This window comes from Actinoplanes oryzae (assembly GCF_030757795.1).
In the GTDB taxonomy this organism is placed as follows: Bacteria; Actinomycetota; Actinomycetes; order Mycobacteriales; family Micromonosporaceae; genus Actinoplanes.
This window is the reverse complement of the sequence record NZ_JAUQWH010000078.1, coordinates 22,835-40,846: the sequence shown is the minus strand read 5'-3', so window position 1 is coordinate 40,846 and position 18,012 is coordinate 22,835. Positions and strand designations below refer to the sequence as shown.

Genomic DNA, 18,012 nt, shown 5'->3' with positions numbered 1-18,012 from the left:
TCATGACCGCCGCCGGCGTGCCCACCGCCCGCGCCTTCGCCTGCTCGACGGCCGAGGAGGTCACCGCGGCGCTGACCGAGTTCGGCGCGCCCTACGTGGTCAAGAACGACGGGCTCGCCGCGGGCAAGGGCGTCGTGGTCACCGACTCCCTCACCGTCGCCGCCCAGCACGCCGACGAGTGCGGCCAGGTCGTGATCGAGGAGTTCCTCTCCGGCCCCGAGGTGTCGCTCTTCGTGGTCACCGACGGCACCACGGCCGTCCCGCTCATGCCGGCCCAGGATTTCAAGCGCGCCGGCGACGGCGACGAGGGCCCCAACACCGGCGGCATGGGCGCCTACGCCCCGCTGCCCTGGGCGCCGGCCGACCTGGTCGACCGCGTCCTGGCCGAGACGGTCGAGCCGACCCTCACCGAGATGCGCAAGCGCGGCATCCCGTTCGCGGGCCTGCTCTACGTCGGCCTCGCCCTGACCCCGGCCGGCCCGAAGGTCATCGAGTTCAACGCCCGCTTCGGCGACCCCGAGACCCAGGTCGTCCTGGCCCTCCTCGAGACGCCCCTGGCCGAGCTCCTCCACGCGGCTGCCACGGGCGCCCTCGCCGATTTCCCGCCCCTGACCTGGCGCGACGGCTCGGCGGTCACCGTCGTGATCGCCAGCCACAACTATCCGGGCACCCCCCGCACGGGCGACCCCATCGAGGGTGGCGAGCAGCCGGGCGTCATCCACGCCGGCACCGCCCGCACCGCCGACGGCACCCTGGTCTCCGCGGGCGGCCGCGTCCTGAGCGCGACTGCCACGGGCGCCGACCTGGCGGCGGCGCGCTCGGCGGCGTACGCGCTGGTCGACAGCATCAAGCTGGAGGGCTCCCACCACCGCACCGACATCGCCCTCGCCGCCGTCGAGGGCCGCATCACCCTTTGATCCCACCGACGGGAAGCGCCCACGCGGTGCCTGTCTGAGGTGCTGAGGGCGGCGGGTTCGGTGCGTGGTCGCCCGACCCGCCGGGGTGCGTTGCGCTGGGCGATTCCCGCGAGCGGGCGATCGCGGAGATGCGTGAGGCCATCCGCTTCCATCGGGACGGCCTGCGATGCGCTGTCAGAACTGAAACGTGAACCGGCCCGGGGTCCTCGAGGACCCCGGGACGGCGACGTTGCGAGGGGTCAGCCCTTCGGGATGTCGAAGAGCTTGGCGACCGAGGCGGCCAGGCCCAGGTCGCCCTTGGCCTTGATCTTGCCGGTCATGAACATCATCATCGGGTTGCCGTCGCCGGAGACGACCTTGAGGAAGGTCAGCGGGTCCATGGTCATGGCGAGCTTGGGCTCGCGGACAGGCTGGTTGGTGACGGTGCAGGCGCCGTTCTCGATGACGGTCTCGTAGGTGTCGGTGGTGCCGCCCGGGCCGCCCGTGATGTTCCAGTGGATGACTGCCTGGGTGGCGCCGGCGCGATCCGCGCGGAAGAGCGTGGGCATCCGGCTGAAGACCTCGTCGAGGATCTTGCCGCGGCCCTCGGCGCCCATGATCTCGGTGATCTTCGAGTCCGGCGTCGACTTCACCAGCTGGGTGAACTCCTTCGGGCCGATCTGGGCGAGCGTCTCGGGGCTGAAATCAGTCATCGTGACCTTCCGTTTTGAGCGCCAGTCCTACTCACGAGTAACCCTAGCGACCGCCACTGGGAAACCGCAGTGTCTCAGCCCCCCAATAAGTATTGGACAGTGAGGGCCGCCCCGTCCTAGACTCCCCAACATGTCTTTGGAAGGTGACAAGAGGCAAGCCGCGCTCCGCGCCATGGCCCATCCCGTACGCCTCCAGATCCTGTCCCTGCTCACCGGCGCCTCGATGACCGCCGCCGAGCTGGCTCGCGAGCTCGGGCTCACGCACGCCAACGCCAGCTATCACCTGCGGAACCTGCTGCACGGCGGCCTCGTCGTCCCCGACGGCGAGGAGCGGATCCGGGGTGGGGTGGCCAAGCGCTACCGCTACCACGCCGAACGGGAACGGGAGCCGGGCAATGAGGTCGGCGCCGGTACCGAGGCGCAACGCGGGCTGCTCGTCGCGTTCGCCAACGAGCTGATCCGGCGGACCGCCGAGGCGGACCTGACGACCGGCAGCACGGTGACCGATGCCGAGCTGTGGGTCACTCCGGAGGCGTACCAGGAGGTCCGGGACAAGATCATCGAGGCCAGCACGGCGTTGCACGCGGCGGCACAGGCCCCCCGTACGCCGGGAACCGTCCGCACCAGCACCACGATCGCCATGTTCCGGATGGAGGACAAGTGAGCGTGCTGGCGCCACTGCGCATCAAGCCTTACCGCTTCCTGCTCGCCGGCCGTACGGTCAACGCCCTCGGCAGTGCCGTGGCGCCCGTCGCCCTCGCCTTCGCCGTGCTCGACCTGACCGGGTCCGCGAGCGATCTCGGGCTCGTCGTCGGCGCCCGCGTGCTCACCAATGTCCTCTTCCTGCTCTTCGGCGGGACTCTCGCCGATCGGCTGCCGCGCTATCTGCTGATGGTCGGGTCCAGCGGCGCGGCGGCGGTCACGCAGGGTGCCGTGGCGCTCCTCGTTCTTTCGGGTACGGCCACCGTCCCGCTCCTGATCCTGCTGGCCGCCCTGAACGGCATGGTCAGCGCCCTGGCGTTGCCGGCTTCGTCGGCGATCCTGCCCGAGCTCGTGCCCGCGGAGTTCCGCCAGCAGGCCAACGCCCTCAACCGGCTGTGCTTCAACGGGGCGGCGATCCTCGGCGCACCCCTGGGCGGCATCCTCGTCGCCGTCGCGGGCGCCGGCTGGGGCATCGCCGTCGACGCGGGCTGCTTCCTGGTGGCGGCGCTGTTGTTCGCGCGGTTGCGTCCCGGCACTGTGCGATCCGCCGTCAAGGCCCGGGCCGGCATCTTCGTCGAGCTGCGCGAGGGCTGGACGGAGTTCCGGTCGCGTACCTGGCTGTGGGTGGTTGTCCTCGCCTTCATGGTGATCAACGCATGCCTGAGCGGCGGGATCAATGTCCTCGGCCCGGTCATCGCGGACGACACGATCGGACGACAGCTGTGGGGCGTGGTCCTCGGTGCGCAGACGCTCGGCATGGCGCTCGGAGCGATCGTCGCCATGCGGCTCCGGGTCCGGCGCATGCTGTTCTTCGGGGCGGTGAGCACGGCGTTCCTCGCCCTGCCGATGCTGGCACTGGGCGTCGTGCCGCACATCGTTCCGCTGCTCGGGGCGATGTTTGTCGCGGGACTCATGATCGAGCAGTTCAGCGTCGCGTGGGAGACGACGATGCAGGAGCATGTGCCGGCCGACAGGCTCGCGCGCGTCTACTCGTACGACATGGTGGGGTCCTTCCTCGCGATCCCGGTCGGGCAGATCACGGCGGGACCGGTGGCGGAGGCCGTCGGCGTGGAGGCGACGCTGGTCGGGGCGGCCGTGCTGGTGGTGGTCGCGGTGGGTGCGATGGTGGCGAGCCGGGACGTGCGTACCCTCCGGCACGGGAACGCGCCCGTGGAAGAATTGGCCGCGTGAGCATCCCGAACGTCCTCGCCAGCCGCTATGCCTCCGCCGACCTCGTGGCCCTCTGGTCGCCCGAGGACAAGATCCGGATGGAGCGCCGGCTCTGGCTCGCGGTCCTGCGCGCGCAGCGCGACCTGGGCGTGGCGCTGCCCGACGGGGTCGTCGAGGCGTACGAGCGGGTCGTCGACGACGTCGACCTGGCGAGCATCGCGGAGCGTGAGCGCGTCACCCGGCACGACGTCAAGGCGCGCATCGAGGAGTTCGGCGCGCTCGCCGGGCACGAGCACATCCACAAGGGAATGACCTCCCGGGACCTCACCGAGAACGTCGAGCAGCTGCAGATCCGTGCGTCGCTCGAGCTGATCCGCGGCCGGATCGTCGCCGCCCTCGCCCGGCTGGCCGAGCTCGCCGTGACGCACAGCGATCTTGTCATGACCGGTCGCTCGCACAATGTCGCGGCGCAGGCGACGACGCTCGGGAAGCGGTTCGCCAGCGCCGCGGAGGAGCTGCTCATCGCGTACGAGCGGCTGACCGACCTGATCGGCCGCTACCCGCTGCGCGGCATCAAGGGCCCGGTCGGCACGTCCGCCGACCAGCTGGACCTCTTCGACGGCGACGCCGCCAAGGTGGCCGAGCTGGAGCGCAAGGTCGCCGAGCACCTGGGCTTCGAGCGGGTGCTGACCAGCGTCGGCCAGGTCTACCCGCGGTCGCTCGACTTCGACGTGGTCTCCGCGCTGGCGCAGGTCGTCGCGGCCCCCTCGTCGCTGGCCACCACGATCCGGCTGATGGTCGGTCAGGAGCTGGTGACCGAGGGCTTCAAGCCGGGCCAGGTCGGCTCGTCGGCGATGCCCCACAAGATGAACACCCGCTCGTCGGAGCGTGTCAACGGTCTCGCGGTCATCGTGCGCGGCTACCTGTCGATGGTCGGTGAGCTGGCCGGCGACCAGTGGAACGAGGGCGACGTCTCCTGCTCGGTGGTCCGCCGGGTGGCGCTGCCCGACGCGTTCTTCGCCACGGACGGGCTGTTCCAGACGTTCCTGACCGTGCTCGACGAGTTCGGGGCGTACCCGGCGGTGATCGCCCGGGAGCTCGACCGCTTCCTGCCGTTCCTCGCCACCACGAAGATCCTGGTCGCGGCCGTCCGCAAGGGCGTCGGGCGCGAGGTGGCACACGAGGTCATCAAGGAGCACGCCGTGGGCGTGGCGCTCGCCATGCGGGAGAAGGGCCTGGCCGAGAACGACCTCTTCGACCGCCTCGCCGGCGACGAGCGGCTCGGGCTCTCGCGCGCCGAGATCGACTCCCTGGTCGCCGATCGCGCGGCCTTCGTGGGCACGGCACCGGCGCAGGTCGAGGCCGTGGTCGCGCGGATCGCCGCCATCGTCGAGGCCGACCCCTCGGCCGCCGCCTACGCCCCCGCGCCGATCCTCTGACGCGAGGACAGGCCGGCCCCTGGGGGAATGGGCCGGCCTGCCACCTCGGATCAGACGCCGGCGACCGACGTGATCCAGCTGCGGTTGTAGGCGACGCTGCCGTAGTACTGGCTCGTCGTGCCGTTGGCGGTCGAGGCGACACCCACCTGCGCGCCGTTGTAGACCTGCGGGCCACCGGAGTCGCCGCGCCACGCGTTGCCGCTGATCTCGTAGCTGCCGATCGCGCGGCCGCCGTAGGCGTCGACCTGGTTGGTCGAGGTGACCTGGACCGTCGCGGTCTTCAGCACGGTGGAGGCGTCACAGCCGCTGTAGCAGGTCATGCCCCAGCCGTAGATCGAGTTGGTCGAGCCGACCGGCGGGTAGGAGCTCGACAGCGGCATGTAGGTCGTCGAGACCGAGCTGCTCAGCCGCATCAGGGCCAGGTCGTTCTGGGTGACGGTCGACGAGACCGTACGGGTCACCCCGCCCGAGGTGCGGTTGACACTGCCGATCCGGACCGACATGGTGCCGCTGATGCAGTGCCGTGCGGTGAGCACGTAGTTGGCCGAGATGATGGTGCCTGAGCAGGTGAAGCTGCCGTTGCTGAACACGGCGGCCGCCCACGGCGCCGAGGCGACGGTGGACCCGCCGATGATCTTCTGAGGGCCGTCGTCCGCGGCCAGGGCGGCGGAGGGTACGGCCAGCGCGCCGGTCAGGGCGGCGGCAAGTGAGGCGACGACGGTGCGGATGCGCACGCCGGGCTCCTTCCGGATCGGTCGATGCGGGGTGACATCGACTCTTGTCGAGGCACGCTACGGTCCGATCCGGCGGTGTGACTACACGTCATCCGGTACCTATCACGGTGTGATGACCGTCCCCGTCCGTGGTGGAGATCACCGTCGAGATGCCCTGCTCAGTGGCTGTTCGGTCGGGCTGCCGACACCGGGCGAGAAGTTGATCGGCAGTCGCACAAGGTAGGCTTCTGACGCTCGCCCCTTCGAGGGCCATCCAACTGCGCGCCAACAGTCAGGAGTGCCCGTGGCTCGCGTCGTCGTCGACGTCATGCTCAAGCCGGAGATCCTCGATCCGCAGGGCCAGGCAGTGGCGAATGCGCTGCCCAGGCTCGGCGTGAGCGACGTCTCCTCCGTGCGCATCGGCCGCCGCATCGAGATCGAGTTCGCCGGTGAACCCGACCTCACCACCGCCCGCGAGATCGCCGACAAGCTGCTCGCCAACCCGGTCATCGAGGACTTCTCGATCCGGGTGGAGGAGCAGACCGGCGACGCTGCCCCCGTGAGCGCGTGACCATGCGCATCGGAGTCGTCACCTTCCCCGGTTCCCTCGACGACGGCGACGCCGCCCGCGCGGTGCGCATCGCCGGCGGCGAGGCTGTTCGTCTCTGGCACGGCGACGCCGACCTGCACGGCGTCGACGCGGTGGTCCTGCCCGGCGGCTTCTCCTACGGTGACGCGCTGCGCTGCGGCGCCATCGCCCGCTTCGCGCCGGTCATGGAGACCATCGTCGACGCCGCCCGCGGCGGCCTGCCGGTGCTCGGCATCTGCAACGGCTTCCAGGTCCTCTGCGAGGCCCACCTGCTGCCGGGTGCCCTCACCCGCAACCAGCACCTGCACTTCCGCAACCGCGACCAGCACCTGCGGATCGGCACGACGAAGACGGCGTGGACCAACTCGTTCACCGAGGGTGAGGAGATCCTCATCCCCGTCAAGAACGGTGAGGGCTGCTTCGTCGCGGACACCGCGACGCTCGACGCGCTCGAGGCTGAGGGCCGCATCGTCGCGTGGTACACGCGCGGCAACCCGAACGGCTCGCAGCGCGACATCGCCGCGATCACCAACGAGGCGGGCAACGTGGTCGGCATCATGCCGCACCCGGAGCACGCGGTGGAGGCGCTGACCGGCCCCTCCCTCGACGGCCTCGGCTTCTTCACCTCAGCCCTGCGGCACCTGGCCGGAGCCGCGGGCGGGCAGCTCACAGGGGGAGCGACTCGATGACCACCCAGCCCGACACCGTGACCGGCGCCGGGGAGGCCAAGCTTTCCGCCACGGCCTTCGCCGCGACCGATGTGCTGGCCGGCGACATCGACACCGTCGAGCAGGCGAGCAAGACGCCGGAGGAGATCCAGCCCCACACCGAGCTGGGGCTCAAGGACGACGAGTACGAGCGGATCCGCCAGATCCTCGGCCGCCGCCCCACCGCGTCCGAGCTGGCGATGTATTCGATCATGTGGAGCGAGCACTGCTCCTACAAGTCGAGCAAGGTGCACCTGCGCCAGTTCGGTGAGAAGGCCCCGAAGAACACCCGCATGCTCGCCGGCATCGGGGAGAACGCGGGCGTGGTCCAGATCTCCGACGACCTCGCCGTCACGTTCAAGGTCGAGTCGCACAACCACCCGAGCTACGTCGAGCCCTACCAGGGCGCGGCGACCGGCGTCGGCGGCATCGTGCGCGACATCCTCGCCATGGGCGCCCGCCCGGTCGCGGTCATGGACCCGCTGCGCTTCGGCGCCGCGGACCACCCCGACACCGCGCGCGTGCTGCCCGGCGTCGTCGCCGGCATCGGCGGTTACGGCAACTGCCTGGGCCTGCCCAACATCGGCGGCGAGATCGTCTTCGACCCGACCTACCAGGGCAACCCGCTGGTCAACGCGCTGAGCATCGGCGTGCTGCCGGTCGAGCGCCTCCAGCACAAGGAGGCCGCCGGCGTCGGCAACATCGTCGTGCTGCTCGGTGCGCGCACCGGCCGCGACGGCATCGGCGGCGTCTCCGTGCTGGCCTCCGCGACCTTCGACGAGGGCGCCGAGCAGCGCCGCCCGTCGGTCCAGGTCGGCGACCCCTTCATGGAGAAGCTGCTCATCGAGAGCTGCCTCGAGCTCTACGACGCCGGCCTCGTCGCCGGCATCCAGGACCTCGGCGGCGCGGGCCTGACCTGCGCGCTCACCGAGACGGCCGCCGCCGCCGGCACCGGCATGCGGGTGTGGCTGGAGCGGGTGCCGCTGCGCGAGGCGTCCATGTCGCCGACCGAGATCCTGGCCAGCGAGTCGCAGGAGCGCATGCTCCTCATCGTCAACCCGGAGAAGCTCGACGAGGTGCTCGCCGTCGCCGAGAAGTGGGGCGTCTGGGCCACCGCGATCGGCGAGGTCACCCCGAGCGAGACCGAGGGTGAGCCCGGCCGCCTGGTGATCAGCTGGAACGACCACGTCGTGGTGGACGTGCCCCCGGGCTCGCTCGCCGACGACGGCCCGGTCTACGCCCGGCCGATCCGCGAGCCCGGCGACCTGATCCTGCTGCAGGCCGACCGGGCCGAGACGCTGCCCCGCCCGGCCTCGCCGGAGGAGCTGCGCGAGACCGTCCTGCGGATGATCGCCTCGCCCAACCTCTGCGACAAGACGTGGGTCACCGAGCAGTACGACCGCTACGTCCTGGGCAACACGGTGCTCGCGCAGCCCGAGGACGCCGGTGTCCTGCGCATCGACGAGAAGACCGGGCTGGGCGTCGCGTTGTCGGTCGACGGCAACGGGCGCTACGCGCGCCTCGATCCGTACGAGGGTGCCAAGCTGGCGCTCGCCGAGGCGTACCGGAACGTTGTCGTCACCGGCGCCGACCCGGTCGCCGTCACCGACTGCCTCAACTTCGGCTCGCCCGAGGACCCGGCCGTCATGTGGCAGTTCGCCGAGGCCGTGCGCGGGCTCGCCGACGGCTGCCAGCAGCTGGGCATCCCGGTTACCGGCGGCAACGTCAGCTTCTACAACCAGACCGGCGCCGCCGCGATCCACCCCACCCCGGTGGTCGGCGTCCTCGGCATCCTGGACGACGTGGCCAAGCGGGTGCCGATGGGCTTCCCGCCGCCGCCCAGCGCGGAGGGCGACCTGCTCTTCCTGCTCGGCACCACGGAGAACGAGCTGTCCGGCTCCGAGTGGGCGTGGGTCACCCACGGTCACCTCGGCGGCCGCCCGCCCAAGGTGGACCTCGCCGCCGAGCAGCGCCTCGGCAAGCTGCTCGCCCAGGCGGCCGAGCGCGAGTTCGTCGTCGCCGCGCACGACCTCTCCGACGGCGGCCTCTCCCAGGTCCTCGTCGAGTCGGCCCTGCGCCGCAACGTGGGCGCCAAGGTCACCCTCCCCGGCGACGCCCGCACCGCCCCGTTCGTCTGGCTGTTCAGCGAGTCGGCGGGCCGCGCGCTCGTCGTCGTGCCCCGCGGCCACGAGACGGCGTTCCGCGCCCTCGCGGAGGAGCACGGCGTTCCGGTCACCGCCCTCGGCGTGACCACCGAGGAGCAGGTGCTCGACATCGAGGACCAGTTCTCGATCGGCCTCGACGAGCTGCGCACCGCCTTCACCGGCACGATGCGCCGCCTCTTCGGTGGGCCGGCCGAGCTGGGCGCCGAGTCGGCGACGGTGGCCTCGGTCTCCGCAATCTCCGCCACGGCCGACCCGGGCTTCACGTCCACGTCGCTCGCCGCGCCCGCTGAGGCGGCTCCCGCGGAGGGCGCTCCTTCCGCGGAGGCGGTCGGCTCCACGCAGGCGGCCGGCGCTTCGGAGGTGGCCGGCGCTTCGATTCCGGCCGACGCTTCCTCTTCGGCCGGCGCTTCCGCTCCGGGCGGCGCTTCGGCGGCGGGCGAGGACGGACCGGTTGCCGAGGTGGCCGAGATCCCGGCGGCCTCGACGGGCGGCTCCGAGCCGGCGGCCTCGCTCCCGGGCGGACCGGTCGACGGCACCCCGGCGCAGGCTCCGGCCCCGGCCGACAAGGCCGCCGACGCGGAGAAGCCCGCGCAGGACTGACACCGCTTTTCCTGACGACGCCACGGCGGGCTCTTGATCGGGTCAGCCGTGGCGTTCGTCGTCAACGCCCGGCCTCGGGCTTCTCAGCCTGCGCCCGGTCGTGGTCACGGTCTCGGGAGGTCGTCACGGCCTTGGCAGGTCGAGCACGCCGACCGTTTGGCCGCCGCTCTGCTCGCCGGTCACCGAGAAGCCGAGCTTCAGGTAGAACTGCTCCGGCCCACCGGGGCGCGGCTCCCACGTCACGTAGGCCCGGCTGCCGCCCCGCTCCCGGATCTTGGCGCACACGGCCTCGACGGCGTAGCGGCCGTACCCCTTGCCCTGCTCGCCGGCGGCGATGGTGAGGCGCCACAGCCCGGACCGCACGTCGTCCGGGTCGCTCTCCGGCCGCCACGGAATGTCCAGGAACGCCATCAGGAAGCCGACCAGCCGATCCCCGTCGTAGATGAGGCGCGGCCAGGCGTACTCGGCGAACACGTACGCCTCCGCCAGCGACTTCACCACCGGCTCGACCAGGTCCTCCTGATCGGGCCGGACGGACAGGGCGAGGGCTGCCTCGTAGTTCGCCGGCGTCGGCGCTTCCAACCGCATGCGCCGGACCTTAGCGCCCGGCCGCCACCGGTCACGACCGCTTTCGGCGCCGGAGCGCACGAGAAAGCCGGCCCCGTCACATCGACGGAACCGGCTCTCGGTCAATCAAGCTGCAGGCGACCCGTGGCAGCCGGCGCGGTGCTCGCCGACCGGCCCCGAACGGGACGACGTGCTTACTCGTCGCCCCAGCGCGGCCCGGACCTACTGCCCTGCGGCGGCTGCTGCCGGGGCGCCCCGCGCCGGCCCTCGTCGCCGTAGCCGCCCCGCTGCTCGTAGTCGTCCTGCTCGCCGTAGCCGCCGCCCCCGTAGGAGCCGCCGCCCTGGCCGCCGCCGTAGGTGCCGCCGCCGTACGCTCCGCCGCCCGGGCCACCGCCCTGACCGCCACCGCCCTGACCGCCGCCGTAAGTGCCGCCACCGCCGGCCCCGCCACCGGTGCCGCCGTAGGTCCCGCCACCCGGAGCGCCCCCGCCGTAGGTGCCGCCCTGACCGCCGCCCCCATAGGTGCCGCCGCCCTGACCGCCCCCGTAGGCGCCGCCCTGCTCGTAACCGTCGTCGCCGTAGCCGCCCTGCTCGTAACCGCCCGGAGCGCCGCCGCCGTAGCCCCCGCCCGACGCGCCGTTGCCGCCGCCGTAGGTGCCACCGCCGCCGTACGTGCCCCCACCGCGCTGCCCGCCGTAGGTGCCGCCGCCCTGAGCCCCGTTACCGCCTTGCGCGCCCCCGTAGGTGCCGCCCTGGCCGCCGCCCCCGTAGGTGCCGCCGCCCTGCTGTCCGTATCCGTTGCCGGCGTCCTCGTCGGACTCGTTCCAGGAGCCGTAGCCCCCGCCCTGGGCCCCGTTCCCGCCGTACGTGCCGCCGCCCTGGTACGCGCCGTTGTCCTGCCCGTAGCCGTCGTCGTAGCCCTGGTTGCCGCCGTAGCCGCCGTCACGCTCGTCGAAGGCGTCGGTCTCGGGCCGGAACATGCCGGTGGCCTCGTCGTAACGCTGCTGCGGCTGCTGCTGGCCGCCGCCGCTGTAGGCAGCCTGCTCGTCGTAGCCGTCGTAACCCTCGTCGTAGCCGTTGCTCTGCGCGGGCACCGCGGCGCCGGCGGCGTTCCATGCTCCACCGTTCTGGGGGAGCGGCGCGCCGTACGGGTCCGGGAACTCGTCGTCGAGCGCGGCGGGCGCCGGCTTGTGGATCATGGTGGGCGCGTCCGCGATGGACGGTGCCCCTGAACGCGGGGCGATCATCGTCGCGTCGCTGACCCGGCCCTCGCCGACCGGGGCCGAGATGCGCGTCTGGTCGGCGCCGGCGAAACCGCCCGAGGCCGCCGGGACCGGACCGCCGCCCGGGGCGTCGCTGCCGAGCTCGTCGTCGCCGCCCTGGTTCTTGCGGCGCATCATGACGAGGACGATCGCGCCGATGCCGGCCGCGACGAGCAGGACGCCCAGGATGATGAACATCGTCGAGCCGGAGCCACCGTCCTCGCCGGACGTCTGCTCGGTGTCGGGGGCGGCCGCCGCGGGGCTCTCCTCCTCCGTCGCCTCGTCCGTGACCTCCTCGCTCGCTTCCTCGGTCGGGGAGCTGCTGACCGAGGGGGAGGGGGACGGGCTGGACGTGGCCGGGGCCGCGACGAGCTTGATCACCAGCGGCACGTTGACGGACTGGTTGGCGGAGCCGTCCGCGTTGACCAGCGTCTGCTCGTAGCCGGACTTGACCGCTCCGACGGCGAGGTTGCCGGGGGCGATGGGCTTGCTGTCCGAGGAGCGGAACGAATAGGAGCCGTCGCCGTCGGACGTGGTGTTGAACACGTTGCCGCTGCTGTCGCGCAGGCCGACCTCGGCGCCCGAGACGGCCTTGCCGTCCTGGTCGCGGACCTTGCCGCTGACCCGGTTGACCGACTTGGGCTTGTCGGCGCCGCGCACGGTGATCGTGCGGCTGGTGCTCGCGTCGTCGCCGCCGATGGTGGCGGTGATCTGCACGTTGAACGACTTCGTCTGTCCGGCCTCGACGGTCGGCGCCTTCAACGTGACCTGATAGGTCTGGTTGGCGCCCGGCGTGATCGTCTTGGTCGTGTTGCAGTCGCCGTTGCAGTTCAGCCCGTTGCCGTTGACGACGACGGTCGCGGAGGTCTCCTCGGAGCCCTCCTCGCCCAGCGTGTTCCTGTTGGTGACCTGGAAGGACATGGTGGTCGAACCACCGGAGGGGAGGTCTCCCGACGACAGGTTGGTGATCGCGACCTGGGGGTCCTTCGCCAGGGCAGCCACGGGGGCTGCAAGGATCAGTCCGCCTGCCAACGCCAGGAACGCACCGGCCTGGACAGCCCGGGCTCGTAGGTGCGTTGTCACGTCCACCGCCTTCCGGTTCGCGCGGGTCCCCTGGCGCCTCGGAGGAGGCCGTTGATCCCACGGCGAGTACACACCGTCGGCCACTATGCCCTGTCGGATGACTTTCGCGCGAGTCAGGGCCGCCGGGTTGTGGCCGAATGCCGGGTCGTATTGTCCCGACGTGTCTTCTGCGCACAATAAATCCGAGTCGGTTCGGCAGGCGTTGGACGCGCTGGACGAGGGTGGCGAACCCGAGCGCCCGGTGCTTCGTGACGCTGTGCGAGCACTGCTGGCGGAGCTCGCGCGGCGGGCGCCCGGCCGATCGGTGGAGGTCCGTATTCCACCTTTCGGTGCGATTCAGTGTGTCGAAGGTCCCCGGCACACCCGGGGCACCCCGCCGAACGTCGTGGAGACCGATCCGATGACCTGGCTGCTCGTCGCCACAGGGCGGCTGAGCTGGGCAAATGCGGTCAGTTCGGGCCGGGTCCGGGCCAGCGGTATACGTACTGATCTCACCCCGTACCTCCCCGTGCACCAGGGCTGATGCGCCGGAGGCCGCGTACACTTGGCGGTCGGACCAGCAAGCCCAGCAGATCAGCATGAGGGAGCAAGCGCGTGCCCCGAGGCGACGGCCGGTTGACCGACGATCTCGACCCCCAGGACCGCGGACCCCAGGATGCCTGCGGCGTCTTCGGTGTCTGGGCGCCCGAGGAAGAGGTCGCAAAACTCACATACTTCGGGCTCTTCGCCCTGCAGCACCGCGGCCAGGAGGCGGCGGGCATCGCAGTCAGTGACGGCTCCGGCGTGGTGGTCTACAAGGATCTCGGCCTCGTGTCGCAGGTCTTCGACGAGCCGACGCTGGCGAGCCTGCGCGGGCACCTGGCGATCGGCCACACCCGCTATTCGACGACCGGCGGGTCCAACTGGGAGAACGCCCAGCCCACGATCCGCGCCACGACCGCCGGCACGACCATCGCCCTGGCTCACAACGGCAACCTGGTCAACACCGCCGAGCTGGTGCGCGAGATCAACGACCGCGGGCTGGAGATCGGCGACGCCACCTCCGACACCGCGATGGTGACGACGCTGCTCGCGAGCCGTCCCGACCTGTCGGTCGAGGCCGCGGCCATGGAGGTGCTCCCGCGCCTGCGGGGCGCGTTCAGCTTCGTCTTCATGGACGAGGGCACGCTGTACGCGGCCCGCGACGCCCAGGGCGTGCGTCCGCTCGTGCTCGGCCGCATGGAGCGGGGCTGGGCGGTCGCGAGCGAGACCGCCGCGCTGGACATCGTCGGGGCCAGCTTCGTCCGCGAGGTCGAGCCCGGCGAGATCCTCGCGATCGACGAGCACGGCCTGCGCTCGAGCCGGTTCGCGACCCCCGAGCCCAAGGGCTGCCTTTTCGAGTACGTCTACCTGGCGCGCCCCGACACGACGATCGCCGGCCGCAACATGTACGCGGCCCGTGTCGAGGTCGGCCGGCGGCTCGCCAAGGAGCACCCGGTCGAGGCCGACCTGGTCATCGGCGTCCCGCAGTCGGGCATCCCGGCCGCGATCGGCTATGCCGAGGAGTCGGGGATCCCGTACAGCGAGGGGTTCATGAAGAACGCCTACGTCGGGCGCACCTTCATCCAGCCGTCGCAGACGATCCGGCAGCTCGGCATCCGGCTCAAGCTCAACCCGCTGCGCGAGGTCGTCCGCGGCAAGCGCATCGTGGTCGTCGACGACTCGATCGTGCGCGGCAACACCCAGCGCGCCCAGATCCGGATGCTGCGCGAGGCGGGCGCCCTCGAGGTGCACGTGCGGATCTCGTCGCCGCCGGTCAAGTGGCCCTGCTTCTACGGCATCGACTTCGCCACCCGCGCCGAGCTGATCGCCAACGGGCTCGAGATCGACGGCATCCGGCGCTCGATCGGCGCGGACAGCCTGGGCTACATCTCGCTGGAGGAGTTGGTGCTCTCCACCGAGCAGCCCAAGTCGCGGCTGTGCATGGCGTGCTTCGACGGGCAATATCCGATCGAGCTGCCGGCCGGTCACCTCATCGGCAAGCACCTGCTGGAGAGCGTCGGCAAGCGGGCGAGCATGCCGGCCGCCGATGCCGCGGCCACGAGCGCCGCGGTGGCGGGCCTCGAGCAGGAGTACGAGGACGAGCAGTACGCGGAGGGTGAGCGGAGCACCGCCCAGCCTCTCGTGGGCAGCCCGGGCGGCGTCGACGCCCTGCACCGCCCGTAACGGCGTGCGCCCGAGTGCGGGCGCAGCGTCGTCAAGTCGTGCCGATTCCGGGTCGGCGGCGGCTGATCGTCGAGGTCAGCCCGCCGTCGGCTTGGGGCCGGACGGGACTCGGCCTTAGGGTCGAGAGGGCCGGAACGATCCGTGCCGTCCCGACGTCAGACAAAGAGCGGCCCAGCCGAGGCAGCACCACCTAAGGGGAGAAGCGTGACGCACGTGTCCGAGCGCAACAGTGCCGGATCCAACGGCGCCGAGGGCGGCGGCGACCGCCCGTGGTCGGCGGGCGCGGGCCGCACCGGCCGTAAGCGCACGGTGACGTACGCGGACGCGGGCGTCTCGATCCACGCCGGTGAGCAGGCCGTGGAGCTGCTGAAGTCCAAGGTCAAGAAAACGACGCGGCCCGAGGTCATGGGCGACCTGGGCGGCTTCGCGGGCCTCTTCAAGCTCGACATGACGAAGTACAAGAGCCCGATCCTCGCCAGCTCGACCGACGGCGTGGGCACCAAGCTCGTCATCGCCCAGCAGATGAACATCCACGACACGATCGGCATCGACCTGGTCGCCATGGTCGTCGACGACCTCGTGGCCTGCGGCGCCGAGCCGCTGTTCCTGCTCGACTACATCGCCACCGGCGAGGTCGTGCCCGACCGGATCTCCGAGATCGGCGCCGGCATCGCGGACGGCTGCCGTTACGCGGGCTGCGCGCTGCTGGGCGGCGAGACGGCCGAGCACCCCGGCGTGATGCGCCCCGACGAGTACGACGTGTCCGCCACCGGCGTCGGCGTGGTCGAGGAGAGCGAGATCCTCGGCGCCCACAAGGTGGAGCTCGGCGACGCCGTCATCGCGATGCGCTCGTCCGGCCTGCACTCCAACGGCTACTCGCTGGTCCGTCACGTCCTGCTGGGCGCGGGCCGGATGCGGCTCGACACGGTCGTCGACGACTTCGGCGGGCAGCGCACCCTGGGCGAGGAGCTGCTCACGCCCACCAAGATCTACGCGAAGGACTGCCTCGGCCTGATCGAGGAGACCGACACCCGCGCCTTCTGCCACGTCACGGGCGGCGGCATCCCCGGCAACCTGGTCCGGGTCCTGCCCGAGCACCTCGACGCCGTGGTGGACCGCTCGACCTGGCGCCCGCAGCCCATCTTCGACCTCATCCAGGCCAAGGGCCGGATCGACGACTCGGACATGGAGGCCACGTTCAACATGGGCGTGGGCATGTTCGCGATCGTGTCGGCCGACGACGCCGACCGCGCGATGGCCTACCTGACTGGCCGCGGCGTCGAGGCCTGGCAGGTCGGCGAGGTCATCGAGGGCAGCCAGGAGGTCCAGATGGTCGGGCAGTACACCCGCGGCTGAGCCCGCCGGGAGGAGCTGGACGGGGCCCGGTAGGGCCCCGTTTTTGCCGCCCGGCCCGGGCCGGAGGCGCTGTGCAATGATTCGTATGCTTCGATGTCTTGACACGGAACTCTTGGATGGAGGGGGAGGGCGCACGGCTGCGGACGGACCGCAGCCGAGGATGACGGGGAGGTGAGACCTTGGGCACGCGCTGGACGGGTATGCGCGGTATCGCCACAGTCCCTACCTACGTCGTCATGCAGCCCACCACGCTCTGCAATCTCGACTGCTCCTACTGTTACCTACCGTTCCGGCGGGTGGACCGGCGGATGAGCGTCGAAGTCGCCGCCGCCGTCGCCGGCCCGGTGAACGAATGGGCCCGCGAGGGGCGCTTCTCCGTCGTCTGGCACGGCGGCGAGCCCCTGGCCGCCGGGCGTGAGCACTTCGCGGCGCTGCTGGAGCCCTTCGGGCCCGAGGTCGAACATCACGTCCAGACCAACGCCACGCTGATCGACGACGCGTGGTGCGAGTTCTTCACCGGCCGGGACATCCGGGTGAGCGTCAGCGTGGACGGCCCGGAGGCGCGGAACCACGAGCGCGTGACCCGGGGCGGAAGGCCGGCCTACGACCGGATCATGCGGGGCGCGGCGGCGTTGCGGCGCCACGGCATCCCGTACTCGGCTCTGTGTGTCGTCGCCCGGCCGCAGCCGGGGCTGGCGACCGAGCTCTACGACTACTTCCTCGACCTCGGGTGCGAGGTGCTCGGCATCAACGTCGAGGAGCTCGAGGGCGTCAACACCCGCGCCAACAGGCACCCCGAGCGGGACGTCACCGGCTTCTGGGCGGAGCTGGTCGCGGCGTGGCGGCGCGACCCGAGGATTCACCTCCGCGAGATCGAGTGGTCGCTCCGATACGCCGCCGCAGTCCTCGACGGCACGGCCGACGCCCTGCTACCCCGCCGCCTCGACCCGATCCCCACCGTGGCCCACGACGGCAGTGTGGTCTTGCTCTCACCGGAGCTCGCGGGCTTCTCGGATCCCCGCTACGGCGACTTCAGCAGCGGTAACGTGCTGGCGACCCCGCTGACGGCGATCCTGCAGGAGGCCGCCGGGACGCCCTGGATCGGCGAGTTCCTCGACGGGGTGGAGGCGTGCCGGGAGCAGTGCCCGTACTTCGGCTTCTGCGGGGGCGCCCACGCGGCCAACCGCTACTTCGAGCACGGGCGGTTCGACGTGACGACGACGGACCACTGCCGCAACAGCAAGATCCGTCTACTCGAAGGAGTGCTCGATCATGCCCGAGACCACCAGCCCACGGCCGTCTGAGCCGGAGACCGATCCGGTGACGGCCCGGGTGCGCGAGACGCGTGCGGGCCTGGCCGAGCTGCTCGAGGAGGCCGAGGAGGCCCGGCGGCGGCGCGCCGAGACGCCGGCGGACGGGTCCGCGGTCTGCGCCTGGAACCACTTCGAGAACATCCCGACCTTCTACAACTGGAACAACCGTCCCCGCTGACCGTCCCGCGCTCCACAAAACGCTGCATCGGCGAGCAAAACCGCGGGGCGACGCGGAACGACGTCCGCCCGCTGAGCGTGGACCTGCCGCGCATCGGGGCGCGCGAGAAAGCATGGATCTGCCGCGCATCGGGCGCGCACGAGAAAGCGCGGACCTGCCGCGCATCGTGGGCCTGCCGAGGAAACGGCGGGCTGCCTCGAATCGTGGGCATGCTGAAGAAGCGCTCGACCCGGCTGGTCGAGCGCCCACACCCGTACCCGTCCCCACCCGGACCGCCGCATCCACTGCGCCCGCCGCACCGCCCACGCCCGGCCGGAGGCCGCGCTCGTAGCCGCCCGAGCAGGGCACGCCAGA

Annotated in this window: 16 protein-coding genes; 12 read left to right on the top strand and 4 right to left on the bottom strand. The window is 71.5% G+C overall.

Annotated elements, in window-relative coordinates; translation table 11 throughout:
• On the top strand, positions 1-917 hold a 917-nt coding region (purD, locus tag RBH18_RS24145; protein ID WP_306211594.1), incomplete at its 5' end, for a phosphoribosylamine--glycine ligase.
• 239 nt (positions 918-1,156) lie between these two features.
• On the opposite strand, the gene RBH18_RS24140 is transcribed toward purD, so the two are convergent.
• Entirely contained in the window at positions 1,157-1,609 is a 453-nt protein-coding gene (locus tag RBH18_RS24140) for an SCP2 sterol-binding domain-containing protein (protein WP_306211591.1), read from the bottom strand.
• A gap of 130 nt (positions 1,610-1,739) precedes the next feature.
• On the opposite strand from RBH18_RS24140, the gene RBH18_RS24135 reads away from it, so the two are divergent.
• Genes RBH18_RS24135 through purB form a run of 3 tightly spaced genes read left to right on the top strand, consistent with a single transcriptional unit; the run spans position 1,740 to position 4,920 of the window.
• Entirely contained in the window at positions 1,740-2,273 is a 534-nt protein-coding gene (locus RBH18_RS24135) for an ArsR/SmtB family transcription factor (RefSeq protein ID WP_306211590.1), read from the top strand.
• Positions 2,270-3,502, top strand: coding sequence for an MFS transporter (locus tag RBH18_RS24130; RefSeq protein ID WP_306211587.1), 1,233 nt, complete (start codon positions 2,270-2,272; stop codon positions 3,500-3,502). The genes RBH18_RS24135 and RBH18_RS24130 overlap by 4 nt, the downstream gene beginning before the upstream one ends.
• Positions 3,499-4,920: an adenylosuccinate lyase gene (purB, locus tag RBH18_RS24125; protein ID WP_306211585.1), complete on the top strand. Its 1,422-nt coding sequence runs from the start codon at positions 3,499-3,501 to the stop codon at positions 4,918-4,920. Before RBH18_RS24130 ends, purB begins: the two co-directional genes overlap by 4 nt.
• A gap of 50 nt (positions 4,921-4,970) precedes the next feature.
• On the opposite strand, the gene RBH18_RS24120 is transcribed toward purB, so the two are convergent.
• Entirely contained in the window at positions 4,971-5,654 is a 684-nt protein-coding gene (locus RBH18_RS24120) for a S1 family peptidase (RefSeq protein ID WP_306211583.1), read from the bottom strand.
• A 283-nt stretch (positions 5,655-5,937) separates the two neighbouring features.
• On the opposite strand from RBH18_RS24120, the gene purS reads away from it, so the two are divergent.
• From purS to purL, 3 genes are read left to right on the top strand one after another with little or no spacing between them, the layout of a single operon-like run.
• Complete coding sequence (gene purS / locus RBH18_RS24115; protein ID WP_306211581.1) at positions 5,938-6,204, top strand: phosphoribosylformylglycinamidine synthase subunit PurS; 267 nt, start codon at positions 5,938-5,940, stop codon at positions 6,202-6,204.
• The gene (gene purQ, locus RBH18_RS24110; protein ID WP_306211579.1) at positions 6,201-6,911 is read left to right on the top strand and encodes a phosphoribosylformylglycinamidine synthase subunit PurQ; all 711 of its coding nucleotides are present in this window, start codon (positions 6,201-6,203) and stop codon (positions 6,909-6,911) included. Before purS ends, purQ begins: the two co-directional genes overlap by 4 nt.
• The gene (gene purL, locus RBH18_RS24105; protein WP_306211577.1) at positions 6,908-9,694 is read left to right on the top strand and encodes a phosphoribosylformylglycinamidine synthase subunit PurL; all 2,787 of its coding nucleotides are present in this window, start codon (positions 6,908-6,910) and stop codon (positions 9,692-9,694) included. Before purQ ends, purL begins: the two co-directional genes overlap by 4 nt.
• A 123-nt stretch (positions 9,695-9,817) precedes the next feature.
• Here the strand turns inward: purL and RBH18_RS24100 are convergent, their stop codons facing one another.
• Together RBH18_RS24100 and RBH18_RS24095 are read right to left on the bottom strand one after the other, a co-directional pair.
• The gene (locus tag RBH18_RS24100; protein WP_306211575.1) at positions 9,818-10,282 is read right to left on the bottom strand and encodes a GNAT family N-acetyltransferase; all 465 of its coding nucleotides are present in this window, start codon (positions 10,280-10,282) and stop codon (positions 9,818-9,820) included.
• A 173-nt stretch (positions 10,283-10,455) separates the two neighbouring features.
• Positions 10,456-12,525, bottom strand: a complete 2,070-nt coding sequence (locus tag RBH18_RS24095; protein WP_306211573.1) for a carboxypeptidase-like regulatory domain-containing protein — start codon at positions 12,523-12,525, stop codon at positions 10,456-10,458.
• Between the two features lie 241 nt (positions 12,526-12,766).
• On the opposite strand from RBH18_RS24095, the gene RBH18_RS24090 reads away from it, so the two are divergent.
• From RBH18_RS24090 to amcA, 5 genes are all read left to right on the top strand, one after another.
• Positions 12,767-13,129 carry a sterol carrier family protein gene (locus RBH18_RS24090; protein WP_306211571.1) on the top strand — a complete coding sequence of 121 codons (363 nt, stop codon included), beginning with the start codon at positions 12,767-12,769 and terminating at the stop codon, positions 13,127-13,129.
• A gap of 71 nt (positions 13,130-13,200) precedes the next feature.
• The gene (gene purF, locus RBH18_RS24085; RefSeq protein ID WP_306211569.1) at positions 13,201-14,811 is read left to right on the top strand and encodes an amidophosphoribosyltransferase; all 1,611 of its coding nucleotides are present in this window, start codon (positions 13,201-13,203) and stop codon (positions 14,809-14,811) included.
• 204 nt (positions 14,812-15,015) lie between these two features.
• Positions 15,016-16,167: a phosphoribosylformylglycinamidine cyclo-ligase gene (gene purM, locus RBH18_RS24080; RefSeq protein WP_306211566.1), complete on the top strand. Its 1,152-nt coding sequence runs from the start codon at positions 15,016-15,018 to the stop codon at positions 16,165-16,167.
• A 200-nt stretch (positions 16,168-16,367) separates the two neighbouring features.
• A complete protein-coding gene (gene amcB, locus RBH18_RS24075) occupies positions 16,368-17,471 on the top strand; it encodes a cyclophane-forming radical SAM peptide maturase AmcB (RefSeq protein ID WP_306211596.1) in 1,104 nt (367 codons plus the stop codon).
• Positions 17,440-17,658 (top strand): multiple cyclophane-containing RiPP AmcA, encoded by a 219-nt coding sequence (gene amcA / locus RBH18_RS24070; protein ID WP_306211563.1) that lies wholly within the window; start codon positions 17,440-17,442, stop codon positions 17,656-17,658. Before amcB ends, amcA begins: the two co-directional genes overlap by 32 nt.
• Positions 17,659-18,012: the final 354 nt, after the last annotated feature.

Coding starts and splice junctions, on each gene's coding strand:
- amcA (WP_306211563.1), top strand. CDS start 17,440: ATGCCCGAGACCACCAGCCCACGGCCGTCTGAGCCGGAGACCGATCCG.
- purL (WP_306211577.1), top strand. CDS start 6,908: ATGACCACCCAGCCCGACACCGTGACCGGCGCCGGGGAGGCCAAGCTT.
- RBH18_RS24100 (WP_306211575.1), bottom strand. CDS start 10,282: ATGCGGTTGGAAGCGCCGACGCCGGCGAACTACGAGGCAGCCCTCGCC.
- RBH18_RS24140 (WP_306211591.1), bottom strand. CDS start 1,609: ATGACTGATTTCAGCCCCGAGACGCTCGCCCAGATCGGCCCGAAGGAG.
- amcB (WP_306211596.1), top strand. CDS start 16,368: ATGCGCGGTATCGCCACAGTCCCTACCTACGTCGTCATGCAGCCCACC.
- RBH18_RS24135 (WP_306211590.1), top strand. CDS start 1,740: ATGTCTTTGGAAGGTGACAAGAGGCAAGCCGCGCTCCGCGCCATGGCC.